This is a genomic window from Ruminococcus flavefaciens ND2009 (assembly GCF_000621785.1).
GTDB classification, from domain to species: domain Bacteria; phylum Bacillota; class Clostridia; order Oscillospirales; family Ruminococcaceae; genus Ruminococcus; species Ruminococcus flavefaciens_C.
The window spans coordinates 213,405-229,998 of the sequence record NZ_KK211348.1 but is presented as its reverse complement, the minus strand read 5'-3'; the positions used below and the strand labels follow the sequence as shown (position 1 = coordinate 229,998).

Annotated in this window: 15 protein-coding genes and 1 riboswitch; of the genes, 10 read left to right on the top strand and 5 right to left on the bottom strand. The window is 49.3% G+C overall.

The window, feature by feature from the left end; all coding sequences use genetic code 11:
* Positions 1 to 223: 223 nt before the first annotated feature.
* Positions 224 to 634 (bottom strand): hypothetical protein, encoded by a 411-nt coding sequence (locus T488_RS0113880; RefSeq protein ID WP_196243327.1) that lies wholly within the window; start codon positions 632 to 634, stop codon positions 224 to 226.
* A 139-nt stretch (positions 635 to 773) separates the two neighbouring features.
* A riboswitch (TPP riboswitch) is annotated at positions 774 to 876 on the top strand.
* 251 nt (positions 877 to 1,127) lie between these two features.
* Between T488_RS0113880 and thiD the strand changes: the two genes are divergently transcribed.
* The 6 genes from thiD (at position 1,128) to T488_RS19015 (ending at position 9,147) form a co-directional block, all read left to right on the top strand.
* On the top strand, positions 1,128 to 1,934 hold the full coding sequence (gene thiD, locus T488_RS0113875) for a bifunctional hydroxymethylpyrimidine kinase/phosphomethylpyrimidine kinase (protein WP_028521317.1): 807 nt from the start codon (positions 1,128 to 1,130) through the stop codon (positions 1,932 to 1,934).
* Positions 1,934 to 3,103 carry a putative hydroxymethylpyrimidine transporter CytX gene (gene cytX / locus T488_RS0113870; RefSeq protein ID WP_028521316.1) on the top strand — a complete coding sequence of 390 codons (1,170 nt, stop codon included), beginning with the start codon at positions 1,934 to 1,936 and terminating at the stop codon, positions 3,101 to 3,103. Before thiD ends, cytX begins: the two co-directional genes overlap by 1 nt.
* 73 nt (positions 3,104 to 3,176) lie before the next feature.
* The gene (gene thiC, locus T488_RS0113865) at positions 3,177 to 4,490 is read left to right on the top strand and encodes a phosphomethylpyrimidine synthase ThiC (RefSeq protein WP_028521315.1); all 1,314 of its coding nucleotides are present in this window, start codon (positions 3,177 to 3,179) and stop codon (positions 4,488 to 4,490) included.
* 506 nt (positions 4,491 to 4,996) lie between these two features.
* A complete protein-coding gene (locus T488_RS0113860) occupies positions 4,997 to 6,556 on the top strand; it encodes an NAD(P)/FAD-dependent oxidoreductase (protein ID WP_028521314.1) in 1,560 nt (519 codons plus the stop codon).
* Positions 6,556 to 7,032, top strand: coding sequence for a GtrA family protein (locus tag T488_RS0113855; protein WP_028521313.1), 477 nt, complete (start codon positions 6,556 to 6,558; stop codon positions 7,030 to 7,032). The genes T488_RS0113860 and T488_RS0113855 overlap by 1 nt, the downstream gene beginning before the upstream one ends.
* Before the next feature lie 54 nt (positions 7,033 to 7,086).
* Positions 7,087 to 9,147 (top strand): hypothetical protein, encoded by a 2,061-nt coding sequence (locus tag T488_RS19015; RefSeq protein ID WP_028521312.1) that lies wholly within the window; start codon positions 7,087 to 7,089, stop codon positions 9,145 to 9,147.
* Between the two features lie 53 nt (positions 9,148 to 9,200).
* Here T488_RS19015 and T488_RS0113845 read toward each other — a convergent pair whose 3' ends face one another.
* Positions 9,201 to 9,401 (bottom strand): DUF1858 domain-containing protein, encoded by a 201-nt coding sequence (locus T488_RS0113845; RefSeq protein WP_028521311.1) that lies wholly within the window; start codon positions 9,399 to 9,401, stop codon positions 9,201 to 9,203.
* Between the two features lie 130 nt (positions 9,402 to 9,531).
* On the opposite strand from T488_RS0113845, the gene T488_RS0113840 reads away from it, so the two are divergent.
* Positions 9,532 to 10,083 carry a TetR/AcrR family transcriptional regulator gene (locus T488_RS0113840; protein ID WP_028521310.1) on the top strand — a complete coding sequence of 184 codons (552 nt, stop codon included), beginning with the start codon at positions 9,532 to 9,534 and terminating at the stop codon, positions 10,081 to 10,083.
* 52 nt (positions 10,084 to 10,135) lie between these two features.
* On the opposite strand, the gene T488_RS0113835 is transcribed toward T488_RS0113840, so the two are convergent.
* From T488_RS0113835 to T488_RS0113825, 3 genes are read right to left on the bottom strand one after another with little or no spacing between them, the layout of a single operon-like run.
* A complete protein-coding gene (locus tag T488_RS0113835; protein ID WP_028521309.1) occupies positions 10,136 to 11,056 on the bottom strand; it encodes an ABC transporter permease in 921 nt (306 codons plus the stop codon).
* The gene (locus T488_RS0113830; protein WP_028521308.1) at positions 11,053 to 11,889 is read right to left on the bottom strand and encodes an ABC transporter ATP-binding protein; all 837 of its coding nucleotides are present in this window, start codon (positions 11,887 to 11,889) and stop codon (positions 11,053 to 11,055) included. The genes T488_RS0113835 and T488_RS0113830 overlap by 4 nt, the downstream gene beginning before the upstream one ends.
* On the bottom strand, positions 11,876 to 13,075 hold the full coding sequence (locus tag T488_RS0113825; protein WP_028521307.1) for an ABC transporter substrate-binding protein: 1,200 nt from the start codon (positions 13,073 to 13,075) through the stop codon (positions 11,876 to 11,878). The genes T488_RS0113830 and T488_RS0113825 overlap by 14 nt, the downstream gene beginning before the upstream one ends.
* A 400-nt stretch (positions 13,076 to 13,475) precedes the next feature.
* On the opposite strand from T488_RS0113825, the gene T488_RS0113820 reads away from it, so the two are divergent.
* The 3 genes from T488_RS0113820 to nadE all read left to right on the top strand — a co-directional run bounded on the left by T488_RS0113820 (position 13,476) and on the right by nadE (position 16,495).
* Entirely contained in the window at positions 13,476 to 14,954 is a 1,479-nt protein-coding gene (locus T488_RS0113820; RefSeq protein ID WP_082320548.1) for a penicillin-binding transpeptidase domain-containing protein, read from the top strand.
* A 140-nt stretch (positions 14,955 to 15,094) separates the two neighbouring features.
* A complete protein-coding gene (thrH, locus tag T488_RS0113815) occupies positions 15,095 to 15,700 on the top strand; it encodes a bifunctional phosphoserine phosphatase/homoserine phosphotransferase ThrH (protein ID WP_028521305.1) in 606 nt (201 codons plus the stop codon).
* A 39-nt stretch (positions 15,701 to 15,739) separates the two neighbouring features.
* On the top strand, positions 15,740 to 16,495 hold the full coding sequence (gene nadE / locus T488_RS0113810) for an NAD(+) synthase (protein WP_028521304.1): 756 nt from the start codon (positions 15,740 to 15,742) through the stop codon (positions 16,493 to 16,495).
* Positions 16,496 to 16,594 lie beyond the last annotated feature (99 nt).

The window sequence follows — 16,594 nt, the reverse complement described above, 5'->3', positions numbered from 1 at the left end:
ACTGATTTTAACAAAAATCCGCCGTCAATTCAAGTATATTTTATTAATATTCTTTAATCAGCATAAAAAATCGGTGCCCCCGCAGTGAGAGCACCGACCAGTGTATTTAGCATAGAACGCTTGCAGATCTAAGAATATTCCGTTATCCGGGAAACAAGAATGCAATATATGCGGCTGCCGGAGACAGCAGGCAAAGCATGACCTCTCCTTCTCATTTTTTAAGTCAGTATATCTTAAAATGACTTTCCCTGAACCCCAAACGGATCATGACCAGAAGCACTGCAATTATCAGCAATACCGCAAAAACCTTCTGCTTTCGTGCTATGAACTCACCGGGAACTATATACTCTTCGGGGAATACGGGATTTATCCTGAGAATGATGGAGTCGTCTTTATCATAGATCGAGGAATTCGACCTGACGATATGCCGGTATTCTTCACCGCCGTAGGTATAGACAAAGGTGTATGTGAAGGTAAACCTTCTTTCCTCACCGGGGAACTTCAGAGTGCTTGTATCCACATCTCTGAGCGTGGCTTCCACCTCCTCGGTGTAGCACCTGTATTTATAGAATACATCCAGCCCATGATAGATAAATAAGCCCACGGCAATTACGACATAAATAATTGTCTCCATATCCACAGCATTACCTCATTTACAGTACATTCCCGACTTAGCTTCATTATTATCATTATATCACAGGGCGTGATTATTTTCAATATCTTTCAGAAACAACTGCCCCAAGCCGCTTGACAATTCATATAAAAGTGGTATAATAATAAAAAAAGGGAGCTTGTGAACAGGCTGAGAGGGAGTTGTAAACTCCGACCTTACCTGATTTGGATAATGCCAACGGAGGGAAATACTTTTGCAATGAAGGTGTGTCTCTCTTTGCGGGCACACCTTTTTTCAATTCATAATTAAAAATCCATAATTCATAATTTTGGTGTCCGCTTACGCGGACAGAACATAATTATGCCTTTAATATCGTATCGGCGACATTTATTATGAATTATGAATTATGCATTATGAATTATCAAAAGCGGGACACCGGGGGCACCACCTTGTCTCGCTATACAAAATTAATGCTGGGGAGAGATCCCGAAATTACCGAAAAGGAGAAATGTACATGAAAACAGCATTAACGATCGCAGGAAGCGACTCCTGCGGAGGCGCCGGCATTCAGGCGGACATTAAAACAATGACCATGAATGGTGTTTACGCTATGAGCGCTATAACCGCTCTCACAGCCCAGAACACGACCGGCGTAACAGGTATTATGGAGGTAACGCCTGAATTTCTATCCATGCAGCTTGACGCTGTGTTTACGGACATACGTCCCGACGCAGTAAAGACAGGCATGGTCTCCTCCGACAAGCTTATCCGCACCATTGCTGCGAAGCTCCGCGAATACAAGGCGGAGAACATCGTTGTAGACCCCGTTATGGTGGCTACCAGCGGCTCAAGGCTCATCGCCGAGGAGGCTGTGGAGACTCTCAGGTCGGAGCTCCTCCCCATTGCCACTGTGGTGACGCCCAATATCCCCGAGGCGGAGATACTGGCGGATATGAAAATATCCTCACAGGAGGACATGGTAAAAGCCGCAGAGATCATCGGCAGCAAGTACAGCTGTGCAGTGCTCTGCAAGGGCGGTCACAGTCTCAGCGACGCCAACGACCTGCTCTGGAATAACGGCAAAACTGCATGGTTCAACGGAAAACGTATCGACAATCCAAACACCCACGGCACAGGCTGCACTCTTTCCAGCGCCATAGCCTCAAATCTGGCTAAGGGCTTCGGTCTTGAGGAGTCTGTAGAGAGGGCTAAGGAATACATATCGGGGGCTCTGGCTGCAATGCTGGACCTCGGAAAGGGCAGCGGTCCCATGGCTCACGCCTTCGCTCTTACTGGCAGATTTGCCCGGGAGGCTGAGTAATGGAACAGAAGCGCACCTCAATATATGAAAACGGACTTATCTGGTTCGGCGCAGGTGTATCCATCGCCGAGATAATCACGGGAACATATTTCGCTCCCCTGGGCTTCGGAAAGGGTCTCCTGGCAGTCATCATCGGTCACATCATCGGCTGCACCATGCTGTTCCTTGCGGGGCTCATCGGCGGCAGGACCCGCAAAAGCGCTATGGAGACCGTAAAGATGAGCTTCGGAAGCAAGGGAGGTATCTTCTTCTCAGCCCTGAACGTGCTGCAGCTGGTGGGCTGGACGGCTATCATGATATACGACGGCGCTCTGGCCGCAAACGGCATTTTCGGCGCAGGTCGCTGGGTGTGGTGTCTGGTCATTGGCGGACTTATCATACTCTGGATACTCATCGGCATAAAAAATCTGGGCAAGGTAAATACAGTCGCCATGGCTGCACTGTTCGTGCTGACGCTGATACTCTGCAAGATTATATTCTTCGACGGCAGCGAGCTCCCCATCTCCGAGGAGAGCATGAGCTTCGGCGCCGCCGTGGAGCTGTCTGTGGCTATGCCCCTTTCATGGCTGCCACTCATAAGCGACTACACAAGAGAAGCTGAAAAGCCTGTTGCAGCTACGGCTGTCAGCGCCATCGTCTACGGCATTATAAGCTGCTGGATGTACGCTATCGGCATGGGAGCTGCTATATTCACAGGCGAATATGACATCGCACAGATAATGCTGAAGGCAAGCCTCGGCATTGCGGGTCTCCTCATCGTGGTATTCTCCACAGTCACAACCACCTTCCTTGACGCCTATTCCGCAGGTATCTCGGGAGAGTCCATCTTCGCCAAGCTCAAGGGCAAGTGGATAGCCGTGGCTGCTGCGGTCATCGGTACTGCGGGAGCTATCATCTTCCCAATGGACGATATAACGGACTTCCTCTATCTCATCGGCTCGGTATTCGCGCCTATGATAGCCGTTCAGATAGCGGACCATTTCATACTGAAAAAGGACAGCTCGGACAAGAGCTTCGACATAATAAGCTGTATCGTGTGGGTGCTGGGATTTGCGCTCTACAGGGTACTTATGAGGGTGGACATTCCCGTGGGAAATACTCTGCCCGACATGGCGGCTACTATTATAATGTGTGTTGCCGCAAAGAAGATATTTGCAAAAAAACAATAACGGGAAGCCGGGAGACAAGAGCATGACCTGCTCCCCCGCGCTCCCGGCTCCATAATATATGGAGGAAATAAAAATGAGAAACTACAGTACACAGATGGAAGCGGCAAAGAAGGGCATTATCACTCCCGAGATGAAGATAGTCGCTGAAAAGGAATATATAAGCGCCGAGGAGCTCCGTGAGCTGGTGGCAAAGGGCGAGGTCTGCATCCCATGTAATATCAACCACAAGTCCATTTCTCCCGAGGGTATCGGCACAAGAATGCGTACCAAGATAAACGTGAACCTGGGTATCTCAGGCGATGCGAAAAACTATGACGTAGAGATGGAAAAGGTTGATATGGCGCTTAAATTCGGCGCCGAGGCTATCATGGATCTCTCCAACTACGGCAAGACCAATACCTTCCGCACCGCTCTCATAGAAAAGTCACCTGCTATGATAGGCACAGTTCCCATGTATGACGCTATCGGCTACCTTGAAAAGGACCTCCTTGAGATAACTGCCGATGACTTCCTGAGAGTTGTCCGCGCTCACGCAGAGGAGGGCGTTGACTTCATGACTATCCATGCAGGTATCAACCGCCGCGCTGTTGAGGCATTCCGCAGAGACAAGCGCAAGATGAACATAGTTTCAAGGGGCGGCTCACTCCTGTTCGCATGGATGATGATGACAGGCAACGAGAACCCCTTCTACGAGCACTATGACGAGGTGCTGGATATACTCCGCGAGTTCGACTGCACCATCTCCCTGGGAGACGCTCTCCGCCCCGGCTGTATCGACGACGCTACCGACGCAGGACAGATCTCAGAGCTCATCGAGCTGGGCGCTCTCACGGAAAGAGCCTGGGCAAAGGACGTTCAGGTCATGGTAGAGGGCCCCGGTCACATGGCTATGAACGAGATCGCTGCAAATATGAAGCTCCAGAAGCGTATATGCCACAACGCTCCATTCTATGTCCTGGGACCTCTGGTAACTGACATCTTCCCCGGATATGACCACATCACCTCTGCTATCGGCGGTGCTATCGCTGCTGCAAGCGGTGCGGACTTCCTCTGCTATGTAACTCCCGCAGAGCACCTCCGTCTTCCCGACACAAGCGACGTTAAGGAGGGTATAATCGCAAGCCGCATAGCTGCTCACGCTGCCGACATCGCAAAGGGCATCCCCCACGCAACAGACCGCGATAACGCTATGGCTGAGGCTCGTCACGAGGTAGACTGGGACAAGATGTTCGAGATAGCTGTTGACGGCGAAAAGGCAAGAGCCTACTTCGAGAGCACTCCCCCCGCTGACAGACACACCTGCTCCATGTGCGGAAAAATGTGCGCAGTAAGGACTACAAATATGATCCTCAACGGTGAAAAGGTAGAGTTCTGCTCTGAAAAGTAAATACCCAAAGCACACCTGACTTTTGTGCTTATACGGAAGTTCTGCCCCTGAGCGCTGAAAAGTGCCCAGGGGCATTATGTTTCTCTGAAGCCATTAGCCTTTAGCTTTTAGCCATCAGGAAGCGGCTTTGCCTTTTTATTATCGGGCGGATAATATCCACCCCTGCATTATGCTAACGGCTAAGGACTAAGGGCTTAACTCAGTTTTTTCTTTGTACAGGCAGGCTCAGACTTCGTGCAAGAGCACAATTTTGTCTGTTCGTTTTTGTTGGAATTGCATTAAATTCCCGGCTCTTGTGCAGAAATAGACTTCCTTCCCTTGATTATTCTTCATCAATGTGTTATAATGTAACTTATACTATGGATAGTTATGCACTTTTTCTGCATAGCTCTTCCGCAAAAAAAATTCTCTCCCGAGGGTGAGAGTTTTCGGGCGCTCATGCGTCTAATTATTATAAGACTATTTTCGGAGCTTACGGCTCCGTGGAAGGGAAAAGGTAATAAAACATGAAAAAAGTCATTATTATCGGTGCGGGACCTGCGGGTCTTACCGCTGCCTATGAGCTTCTCAAAGACGGCTCAGGCGAATACGATGTCACTGTACTCGAAGAGACCTCTGCTATCGGCGGTATCTCAAAGACCGTAAACTACAAGGGCAACCGTATGGATATGGGCGGCCACCGTTTCTTCTCAAAAATACCCGAGGTAAATCAGTGGTGGAGCAATATGCTTCCCGTTCAGGGCGTTCCCTCATCGGACGATAAGTTCCTCAAGAGACACGTAAACGTTGAGGAAGGCGGTCCCGACCCCAAGTACACAGACCGCGTTATGCTCAAGAGACACAGAGTGTCACGTATCCTTTTCAACGACAAGTTCTATGATTACCCCGTTTCGCTCAAGCCCGAGACTATCAAGAATTTCGGCTTCTTCACAACTATGAAGGTGGGATTCAGCTACCTCAAGGCTGCTATCCACAAGCGTCCCGAGAACAATCTGGAGAACTTCTACATCAACTGCTTCGGTAAGGAGCTCTACTCCATGTTCTTCGAGTACTACACCGAAAACCTCTGGGGCAGACACCCCAGCGAGATCGACGCTTCATGGGGCGCTCAGCGTACCAAGGGTCTGTCTATCGTGGGTATCATCAAGGACTTCTTCGGAAAGCTCTTCAAGGTAAAGAACCGTAAGGTAAATACCTCTCTCATCGAGGAGTTCAAGTACCCCAAGCTTGGTCCCGGACAGCTCTGGGAGGTAACTGCCGATGAAGTAAAGAAGCTGGGCGGTACCATCATCATGGAGGCTGCCGTTAAGAAGCTCCACAAGGACGAAAACAACAACCTCACAGGCGTTACTTATATAAAGGACGGCAAGGAGGTAGAGCTCAGCGGCGACTGCGTTATCTCCTCAATGCCTGTCAAGGACCTTGTTGCAGGCATGAACGATGTTCCCGAGGACGCTGCAAGGATCGCCGCAGGTCTTCCCTACCGTGACTACATGACCCTCGGTGTTCTCGTTCCCAAGCTCAAGCTCAAGAACAAGACCAATATGAAGACTGTAGGCAATATCGTGCCCGACTGCTGGGTATACGTTCAGGACAGACGTGTAAAGATGGGACGTTTCCAGATCTATAACAACTGGTCTCCTTACATGGTAAAGGACCTTGGCCATACCGTATGGGTAGGTCTTGAGTACTTCGTTACCGAGGGCGACAAGTTCTGGAACATGACCGAGAAGCAGTTCTCTGACTTCTGCGTAAAGGAAATGGTAAAGCTCGGTCTTATCGACAGCGCAGACCAGGTCATCGACACCCACATGGAAAAGGTGAAGAAGGCTTACCCTGCTTACTTCGATACCTACGACGAGATGGACAAGCTCATCGAGTACCTCGATACTATCCCCAACCTCTACTGCGTAGGACGTAACGGCCAGCACAGATATAACAATATCGACCACTCTATGGTAACCTCCTTCGAGGCTGTAAAGGCTATCAAGAGCGGCAGCACAGATAAGTCCGCTATCTGGAACGTAAATACAGAGAAGGAATACCACGAGGAGAAGCAGAAGTAATGGACGAGATCAAACAGATCTTCCGCGACAAGGACTTCAAGAAGCTCTTTGTGGGAGATACAGACAATACACTCATACAGTTCTTCCGCTATATCTTCGTCGGCGGTCTCGCTACCGTCGTTGACTGGGGACTTTCCTTCGTTCTTTTCAAGTTCGTCTTCGGCGAGCGTTTCGCCGTTGCGGCAAATTCACTGTCATTCGTGGCAGGTCTCATCGTCAACTATCTCATCAGCACCTTCTGGATATTCAAGACCTCAAACGTCAAGAACAAATTCGTGGAATTCCTCGGATTTGCTGCCATAGGTGTTGTGGGACTCCTCATCACTATGGGTATCACCAAGGGCTTTGAGGTATGGCTCAGCGACAAGACCAGCGCTTATCAGATGATAGCAAAGGTAGTTTCTACCGCTGTATCCTTCCTGTGGAACTTCTTCGCAAGAAAGATACTGCTCTACACTAAAAAGGACAAGACATAATTTATTATCGTGGGGCGGCGTTTATGCGCCCCCTGCCTTTTATGGAGGAAAAATATGGACGACAAGACTAAAAAGGCTGCTGACAGTGTAAAGGACGCAGCTGAGGAGGTACTTGACTTTACCGAAACTGCCGCTGATGAGGCTGAGGAGGTCATCGACCTTACCGAGACTGCTGCCGAAGAAGCTGCGGAAAAGGTGAAAAAGACCGGAGAAGCAGCCGAAAAGGCAGTGAAAAAGACTGCCGAGAAAGCTGAAAAGGCTGCTGACAGCGCTAAAAAGAAAAGCAGCAAAAACAACAACAGCAGCAAAAAAAGCTCCGACGGCAAAAAGCCGGACAAGAGCAATGGCGATAAAAACAAGAGCAGCAAGCCCGAGAAGAAGACCGAGGAGCCTGCCGAGACAGAAGAGCCAAAGACTCTGGCAGAAAAGCTTGCAGCTTTAAAGGAACGTCTCCACCTTGACATTCTGGGCAAAATAGCTGTCTGGGTACTCACAGCTGCACTGTTCCTGGGCGTCTGCGCAGTTACTATCTACTACGTTACCACTGCTTCCAAGGCTGAATTCCACGCCGACTGCACCGATACTATCATCTGGGCTGAGGCTTCCGTGGAAAGCGGCCACACCTACGATAAGGACTTCTCTTATGCCTGCTTCCTGCCATTCAGCACAAGCACCATAATGATCCCCCTTATCCATATGTTCGGCTACGGAATGACTGCTCATATCGTGGGAATGATGTGCTTCTTCGTACTGCTCACGGTATTCATGCTGTTCATGATAAGAGAGACAACGGGAAGCTTCCCCATTTCCATGGTCGGAACGGCAATATTCCTTTCCATCACGCTCTCCACTCAGAAAATGCGTGAGATATTCTGGGGACACACCATTTACTACTCCCTGGGAATACTCTTCCTGCTCATCGGTGCCTTCCTCTACTTCAGGCTCCTTACCGTCAGCGGCAAGGCCTCAGCTCTGAGAAAAGAGGGCAAGGACACCAAGAAGACATTTATCCACAGGATAATCATTTTCCTCTGTATCTGTGCATTCATGGTTTGCACAGGTCTGGACGGCATCACAGGCTTCACCCTGTTCGTGCTTCCCTTCGCAGGCGCTGTATTCGCAGAGCAGTTCGTTGACGCAAAGACCAAGCTTTTCAGCAGCAAGACCTTCCTTGTTGCTTTCAGAGCTTTTGTGTTCCTGGTAATGGCTGTTATCGGAAACTTCATCAACAAGAAGCTCCTGGGCGACCTCAGCGCAGGCTATCAGGAGGCAAACTCCAATTTCTCACCTATGGAGGAATGGCTTGAGCACTTCCAGAAGCTCCCCTTCGCATGGATGAGGCTCCTGGGCGTCAGAAGCCTTACAAACGTTAAGTTTGCAAGCAAAGATGGTATCCCCAATATGCTCTGCCTCATGACAGCTATCCTTATAGCTGTGCTCCCCATCGTTGCTACCTGCTTCTACAAGAAGTTCGGCGACGACCGCAAGGGCAGAATGATGCGTATCTGGATATGGATGCACTGGGCTGTTACAGCTGTAAACATCATGGGCTATGTATTCGGTGTTCTCTCCGCTGCTGACTGGAGAATAATCCCAATGATAGGCACTTCGCTCATCGTAAGCATACTCTTCCTCACATGGTCTGTCTCCAGAAAGGCAGATGTTGCAAGACTGGCAGTTGTGCTCTTCGTCCCCATCTTCGTAACAGGTCTTGTTCACTGCAACGATGTCAGAAAGATGAAGAAGGACGCATACAAGACTAACACACAGTTCATGCTTGCTGACTTCCTTGAGGAACAGGGCGTTACAAAGGGCTATGCTACATTCTGGAATGCTAACTCCGTTACACTTATCACCAACAACAAGATCAAGGTATTTGACATCAATGTCGATGAGAACGGCGCGACCATGAGAACATACCAGTCCTCAAGAAGATGGTATGAGACAGATCCTTACCAGAAGGATTACTTCCTCCTTCTCTCGGATTATGAGTACAGCCTGTTCCAGCAGTCCAACTCCTACGCAATCGATCCGCCTCAGCGTATCGCCAATACAGTTATCAACAATGTTGGCTTTACACTTCTGGTATACGATCACAATATCATCGAGATATAAAAGAAAAAAGGCACCTTCGGGTGCCTTTTCCTTATCATATCAGCCTGAAAAAATTATTCAGCAAGCTTCTTGTTGATAGCGTCAACAAGCTCGTCTGCATTCACACCGTGTACCATTGCTGCTTCCTCAATGGACTCGCCCTGTGATGCAGGACATCCGAGGCAGTGCATTCCTATGCTGAAAAGAATAGGTGATACGTCCTTGTCAAGCTGGAGAAGCTCGCCTATCTTTGTATCCTTTGTAACCTGTGCCATAATTACGACCTCCGTTATTTTTTACTTCAGGGACTTGACAAATGTCCGCCCCTTTGTTATAATATTATCATAGTATTTGACAATTGTCAAGGAGCTTGAAACAACTTTTACAAAGCGAGGTATTTTGTCCATGTATCAGGGAAGCAACAAATCAGCATTACTCTCTCAGAAACTCATCTCAGAAGCACTTCTGCGGCTTCTTGAGGAAAAATCATTCAGCGAGATAAGCGTCAGCGACCTCTGCCGTGAGGCTCAGGTGTCCCGCCAGACCTTCTATTCCCTGTTCGGAACAAAGGAAAATGTCATAATGTATGAGCTCAGCCATAACTGCTGCTTCCTTCCCGAGAAAAACGATACCTCCTGCCACTCAGCTGTGTTCCGCAGCTTCTGCGAGGGCTACAGCCGCTATATCGTTGAGAAAAAGCACATCATCGGTCTCCTTGTTAAAAATGATATGATACACTTCCTCTATGACGTTCAGTATAAGTCACTGATGGACTGCAAACACTTCATCAGCGACGTCCCCGATGACAGCAGAGTCTTTATCGTTGATTTCATCGCCAGCGGCATGAACAGCATAGCCAAGAATTATATACTCACAGGCGCTAAGGCTGACGTTTCATTCCTGGAAAAGCTCATGTTCAGCCTCTACGGCGGTCTCTACTTCAAGAATTACAAGTAAGGATAAAAACACAAAAACCTGAAGGCAGTATTTCTGCTTTCAGGCTTTATTTTTATCTCTTCCAGCGGAGAAGGTAATTCTGGAGCTTATTGAAAAGGAATGTAACGGCAATTACTACGAAACCGATGACCAGAAGTCCTGTGATGGTTCTTGTGTAGTCGCCGAAGTCCGAATAATACTTTACATAATAGCCCATACCGTCCCTTGCGCCTATCATCTCCGCTGATGTTAGGAGTATGAAGGAAACACTGAGTCCCTGGTTGCAGCCCAGGAATATCTGCTGCAAGGACGCGGGAAGTATTACCGAGAACAGCATCTCCGGCTTGCTGATGTTCAGCACCTTTGCCGAGTCGATTATCTTCTTGTCAACGCCCAGGACTCCGCTCATGGTTCCTGCAAATACAGGCCAGAAGGTAGCCAGGAATATTACGAATACGGATACCGATCTGAATGTGGGGAGAAGCGCGATACCGTAGGGAATGTAAACTATCGGCGGTATTGAGCTGAAAAACTTGGTGATGTATGTGGCAGCTCCGCCCACTCTTGCGCTCCAGCCGATGAAAAGTCCCAGGGGAATGGCTGTGACAGCTGCAAGGAGGAAGCCCTGAATGGTTATGCCCACGGAGCTCTTTATATTTATAAGTATCTTCTGCCTGTCCTCAACGAACTGATTGATCACCTTGCCGGGTGCGGGGAAAAGCATATCGTTGAGTATGTTGTACTTGGCTGTGGCGAGGCTCCAGACCGTCAGAAGAACGTACACAAAGCCCACTATATCCAGCAGCAGTGACAGGGACTGGGGCTTCTTTATTATAAATGAAGCCAGCAGGGTCACAACTTCAACACCAATAGCAAAGGTCACCAGCTTTCCCGTAAAGACCTCCTTTGTGGATCTGTCGGGAAGGAGCTGTACCAGAAGAAGTATGATGAAGAGCAGGTGTGTGACTCTGAGAAAACGCTTTTTCCATGTCATAGTACCACCTCATCTCCGCCGATACGCTCTCTGATGTCATTGTAGAGAAGTCCGAGAAGTCTGTTCCTGAATTTGCCGTACTCCTCTGTACCCACCAGTGCAGAGCGGTTTCTGGGGCGCTCAAAGGGCACCTGTACTATCTCGTTGACTGTTCCGGGGTGTGCGGTGAGAACTACTATCTTATCCGAGAGGAGGATAGCCTCATCTATATCGTGGGTAACAAAGACAACAGTCTTGCGTTCCTCCTTGCCGTCTCCCTCCCAGAGGGAAAGGAGCAGCTCCTGGAGCACTACTCTGTTCTTTGCGTCAATGGCGCTGAAGGGCTCATCCATGAGGAGTATCTCCGTATCCATAGCCAGTGCCCTTGCGATAGCGGCTCTCTGCTGCATACCGCCCGAAAGCTGGGAAGGGTATTTGCTGCCGAAGCCGTCAAGTCCCACCTTATGCAGGAATTCGTCCGCTATCCTTGCGCGCTCACTGCGCTTGACGCCGTGTTTTGCCTGTTTGATGCCAAATTCTATATTCTTTCTTGTGGTCATCCACGGGAAGAGAGAGTAGTGCTGGAACACTACTCCCCTCTCTGTACCTGTGCCGTGAAGCTCCTTGCCGTCTATCTGCACGGTACCTCCCGCAGGAGAATAAAGACCTTCGAGAACACTGAGGAGTGTGGACTTTCCGCAGCCGCTGGCGCCGATGACGCTGACGAACTCGCCCCTTCCAACACCGAATGTCACGTCATTCAGTGCGTTGAAGCTTTTTCTGTTCTCTGTGTAGTTGACTGTGAGATTTTTTATCTCTATCTTGTTGGCGACTGCCGTATTACTCGTACTCATTGAAATGCTCCTCTAATTCCTTATAGATGTCATCGGAGCCTTCAGCCAGGATACTTGCCAGAGCGTTTTTGTAAATATCCGTATTATAGTAAGACTCGATGTCATAATCGTCTGTGTAGCCAAGATCAACAATAGTATCCTTGAGTGTGACGGTACCCTGCTTGTCGGGATCGGGACTGGAAACGCTGTATCCGCCGTAGACCTCAGTCTCGATAAGGTCATCCTCAATATCTATGTATTTCTTGACGTCCTTGATGGTCTTGTCGTGAGCGGTCTGTGTAAAGTGATAAGCCTTTATGAATGCTCTTTCGATAGCTATAAATGTATTGGGATTGCTGTTAAGTGCCGATGTCTTGGCGATCTGACGGCAGCAGGGCTGATTTTCAAGCGCCTTCTCATGAGCGCAGTAGTATACTACCTTGTATCCCTGTGATTTTGCAAGAGAAGCATAGGGTGAATATACAGAAGCTGCGTCAATAGACGAATTTGAAAGTGCAGCGTATGCGTCCTTCTGGCTGTCGAAGTAAACGATATTCACCTCGTCATCGCCCTCACCGATACCGATATTAGCGTTTTTGAGAAGGATCTGAAGCTCTGCATCCTGAACGCTGTTCTTAACGGAAGCTACGTTTCGTCCCTTGAGTATCTCAACGCCCAGCTCGTCCTCGTCTGCGTATTCAGACTTGATAACATAGCCGTGACCGTTGGTCATTGCACCGCCGAAGATGGAAATATCGTGTCCCTGGCTCTGGAATGTGAGCGTAGGTACCGAACCAACGAAGGCAACGTCCAGCTTGTCGGCTTCAATACCGTTTACCAGTTCTGCTGCACTGGAGAACTGTGTGAGAGTAACATTGAGTCCCTCTTCCTTGAAGTAGCCTTCCTCAGCAGCAACAAATGCAAGAAGGTGAGCTGTTGAGTTGAGGTGTCCGATATTGATATTGGTCTTTTCGGGAGCTCCCAGTGTTACCGCCTCGGCGCTGTCTCCGCAGCAGTCCGCAGGCTCATCCTTGCAGCAGTCCTTATCCTTATCCTCGCAGCAGTCTGTTGTAGTTTCCGAAGCTGCTGTGGTGGTCTTGTTCTCAGTTGTGGCTGTCTCTGTACCGTCCTGGTTGTTGAATGCACCGCAGCCTGTAAGAAGAGCGGCTGCTGTAAGTACTGAATATACCTTTATTCTTGTTTTCATATTTATCGACCTTTCATCACATTAATTCTTTCATATCCTCTTATTATCTTCCGTCTGTCCTATCATCTGCAACATCGCATTCGTTCCGAATTAAGCTGTCTTCTGTAAAGTGCTTTCATATTCTCACTCCCTGTGTTTTCTATGAGCTAATCATACCATACCTATAGGCTTTTGTCCAATACCTAAACCCTATGGTCTCTTATAAAAAAAATCTATCGCCACAGCTTATTCAGCAAGGCACCGTTGACCGCTTGTTATACGGAGGTTGTCCGAAGGGATTTTTTTCGATTATTTTTTAAAACGTATTGACGAAGAAAGGAAAAAAATGTATAATTATAGTATAGCCTTTCATGCGGTGCATTTAAGGCTTCAGATACAGATAGCAAGGACGGTAATCAGAATGATATCGAGGGGAAAAAGACTTATCACAATGCTTGTTTCGGCAGCTGTGGTAGCGTCGTTTCCGTCCTGTTCATCGGAGGTCGGAAAGATAGAGGTCTACAAGGACACCGGCTCACACCCGGCAGCTCAGGAAAAGGGAGACACAGCCGCCGCCGATATAACAACAGAAGAAACGACAACAACGACAACAACGACAGAACCCGTTTACAGGGGAAATATCTACGATACTAATTATAACCTTATAACATACAGCACCTACGCCGAGGGCGGCGAGGAACAGCGTACCTACGGAGAGGGCTACGCTTATTCATTCGGAAATATCATCAGCGAGGCATCGGCAGGCTACGATGACGTTTTCGGTGACCTGCTCCGCGTTAAAAATCCCACCCCCGTTACTGCGGAGAACAATGTGGGACAGTCCATAAGACTTACCATCGACGCAAATGTGCAGACCGCGCTGTGCTCCTATATGGCTAATATGGGAATGGCAGGCTCCATAGTTGTACTCAGGACCGACGGCTCTATACTGGCTGAGGTTTCCTACCCCACCTATGACCCTGAGCTTTTCTATGCGGATCCTTCATACGTTGAAAATCTCAGCAGCGGCACTATCGCCAACAAGGCGTTCCAGAACGCTTCTCCCGGCTCCTGCTTCAAGATAATGTCAGAGGTCATCGCCGACAAGAACGGTATCACCACCCTCTACGATGACGGCACATGGGAGGACGACGGCGCTACTATCGTCAACTGGGACCACGATACAGGCTGGTACCCCGTTCCCGAAAGGACTCTTTACTCCGCATTCGTGAACTCCAGCAACATCTACTTCGCAAAGGTATTCGATCAGCTGGGCACCGATACTGTGCTCTCTGACCTGAATAATATATTCCATTTCTGCGATACCATCAACTGCGACTTCGGTCCCATCGAGAACAATATAGAGATATACTGTGCCGATGACCTGCGCAGAAGCGCTTTCGGACAGGCTTATGTCCGCACCTGCCCCATATACCTGGCTGCACTGGGCAGAGAGGCTATATTCGGCGATATGGTAAAGCCCTTCGTCATACAGCAGGTGGTTGATACCACAGATCCCTACACACAGGCGCTTCCCGGAAGCGCCCCCTATGAGGTGCTGGGCTCTATCCCCGAGAACTGCCGCCAGAACCTTCTGGACGGTATGACCGGAGTTGCCAATAATCTGGGGCTTTATGTCCCCGAGAACTACCAGTTCTACGCAAAGACAGGCACCGCCGAGACAGGCGCGGGAGATTTCCTCTATATCACAGGCTGTCTCAGGAACGTGAATGACAACTCCGCACAGAAGCCCGTCTATACCAGCTATAACGACTACGGCTACAACGGCTCTTACATAATCGTTATGCAGCTCCAGAACCCCGCCGATTTCGGTTTCGATTTCGCAAGCCAGACCGGAAGCCTCTACCAGGGCATCATCAATACCGTACTTTCATACTGAAACACAGAGCGGCTCTCTCAGCCGCTCTTTTGTTTTCCGGTAATTGAAGCTCCTGACTTATAACTTAATTACCGCTTTACAAAATCTGTAAAACGTAGTATAATAGTAGTGTAAGATTTTAATTCAACGGAGGAATTTATATGTATATAACTTGTCTCGACCTTGAAGGCGTTCTCGTTCCCGAGATCTGGATCGCATTTGCTGAAGCAAGCGGTATCCCCGAGCTGAAGAAGACTACCCGTGATGAGCCCGATTACGATAAGCTCATGAACTGGCGTCTCGGTGTTCTCAAGGAGCACGGTCTCGGTCTCAAGGAGATCCAGGACACTATTGCTAAGATCGACCCCATGCCCGGCGCTAAGGAGTTCCTTGACTCTCTCCGCGAGCTTGGTCAGGTCATCATCATAAGCGACACCTTCACACAGTTCGCTGCTCCCCTTATGAAGAAGCTGGGCTGGCCCACTATCTTCTGCAACTCCCTTGAGGTGGCTGAGAACGGCGAGATCACAGGCTTCAGGATGCGCTGTGAAAAGTCCAAGCTCACTACCGTCAGGGCTCTCCAGTCCATCGGCTATGATACTATCGCAAGCGGCGACAGCTACAACGATCTCGGTATGATCGAGGCAAGCAAGGCAGGCTTCTTATTCAGAAGCACAGAGCAGATCAAGAAGGATCACCCCGAGCTCCCTGCATTTGAGACTTATGATGAGCTTCTTGATGCTATAAAGAAGGCAATGGCAGACTGAGCAGACCGCTCACGAGCCCACTGAAACGGAGGTAATGTTATGAGCTACAGCTTCAACGCTGAAAAAGTCACCAACGAGGTAGTTGAATGGGTAAGAGACCTGTTCGAGAGAACAGCTTCCCCCACCACTAACGCCGTTATCGGCATATCGGGCGGTAAGGACAGCTCCGTAGCCGCAGCAGTCTGCGTAAAGGCTCTCGGCAAGGACAGAGTCATCGGAGTCCTCATGCCTCAGGGCGAGCAGGCAGATATTGCCTACAGCCGCCTTCTGGTGGACACCCTCGGCATAAAGAGCTACACTGTCAATATCGGCGAAACAGTAAGCACCTTCATGAACGAGCTCTCAAAGCACATGGAGCCCTCGGAACAGGCAAGAGTAAATACTCCCGCCCGTATCCGAATGACTACCCTCTACGCCGTAGCTGCCTGCCACAACGGCAGAGTTGTCAATACCTGCAATCTCTCCGAGGACTGGGTGGGCTATTCCACTAAATTCGGCGATGCAGCAGGCGACTTCTCTCCCCTTTCCGACCTTACTGTCACCGAGGTATTACAGGTGGGCGACCTTCTGGGACTTCCCCGCGAGCTGGTACACAAGGTGCCTATCGACGGACTCTGCGGCAAGACCGACGAGGAGAACCTGGGCTTCACCTACGCTATGCTTGACAAGTATATCCGCGGCGAGGACGACCTCAGCTCAGTACCGGAGATAAAGGAGAAGATAGACCGTCTTCACAGAGCTAATCTCCACAAGCTCAGGCTCATGCCAAAGTTTGAATACAAGGTAAACGGCTGACGGCACACCGAGTTCAGAGTCAATGTGTTTTTAAGCTGCCGAAAGCAGCACCATAGCATTCAACTCCGGACACTAAACTATAAACTAAAAGCCCCTGAA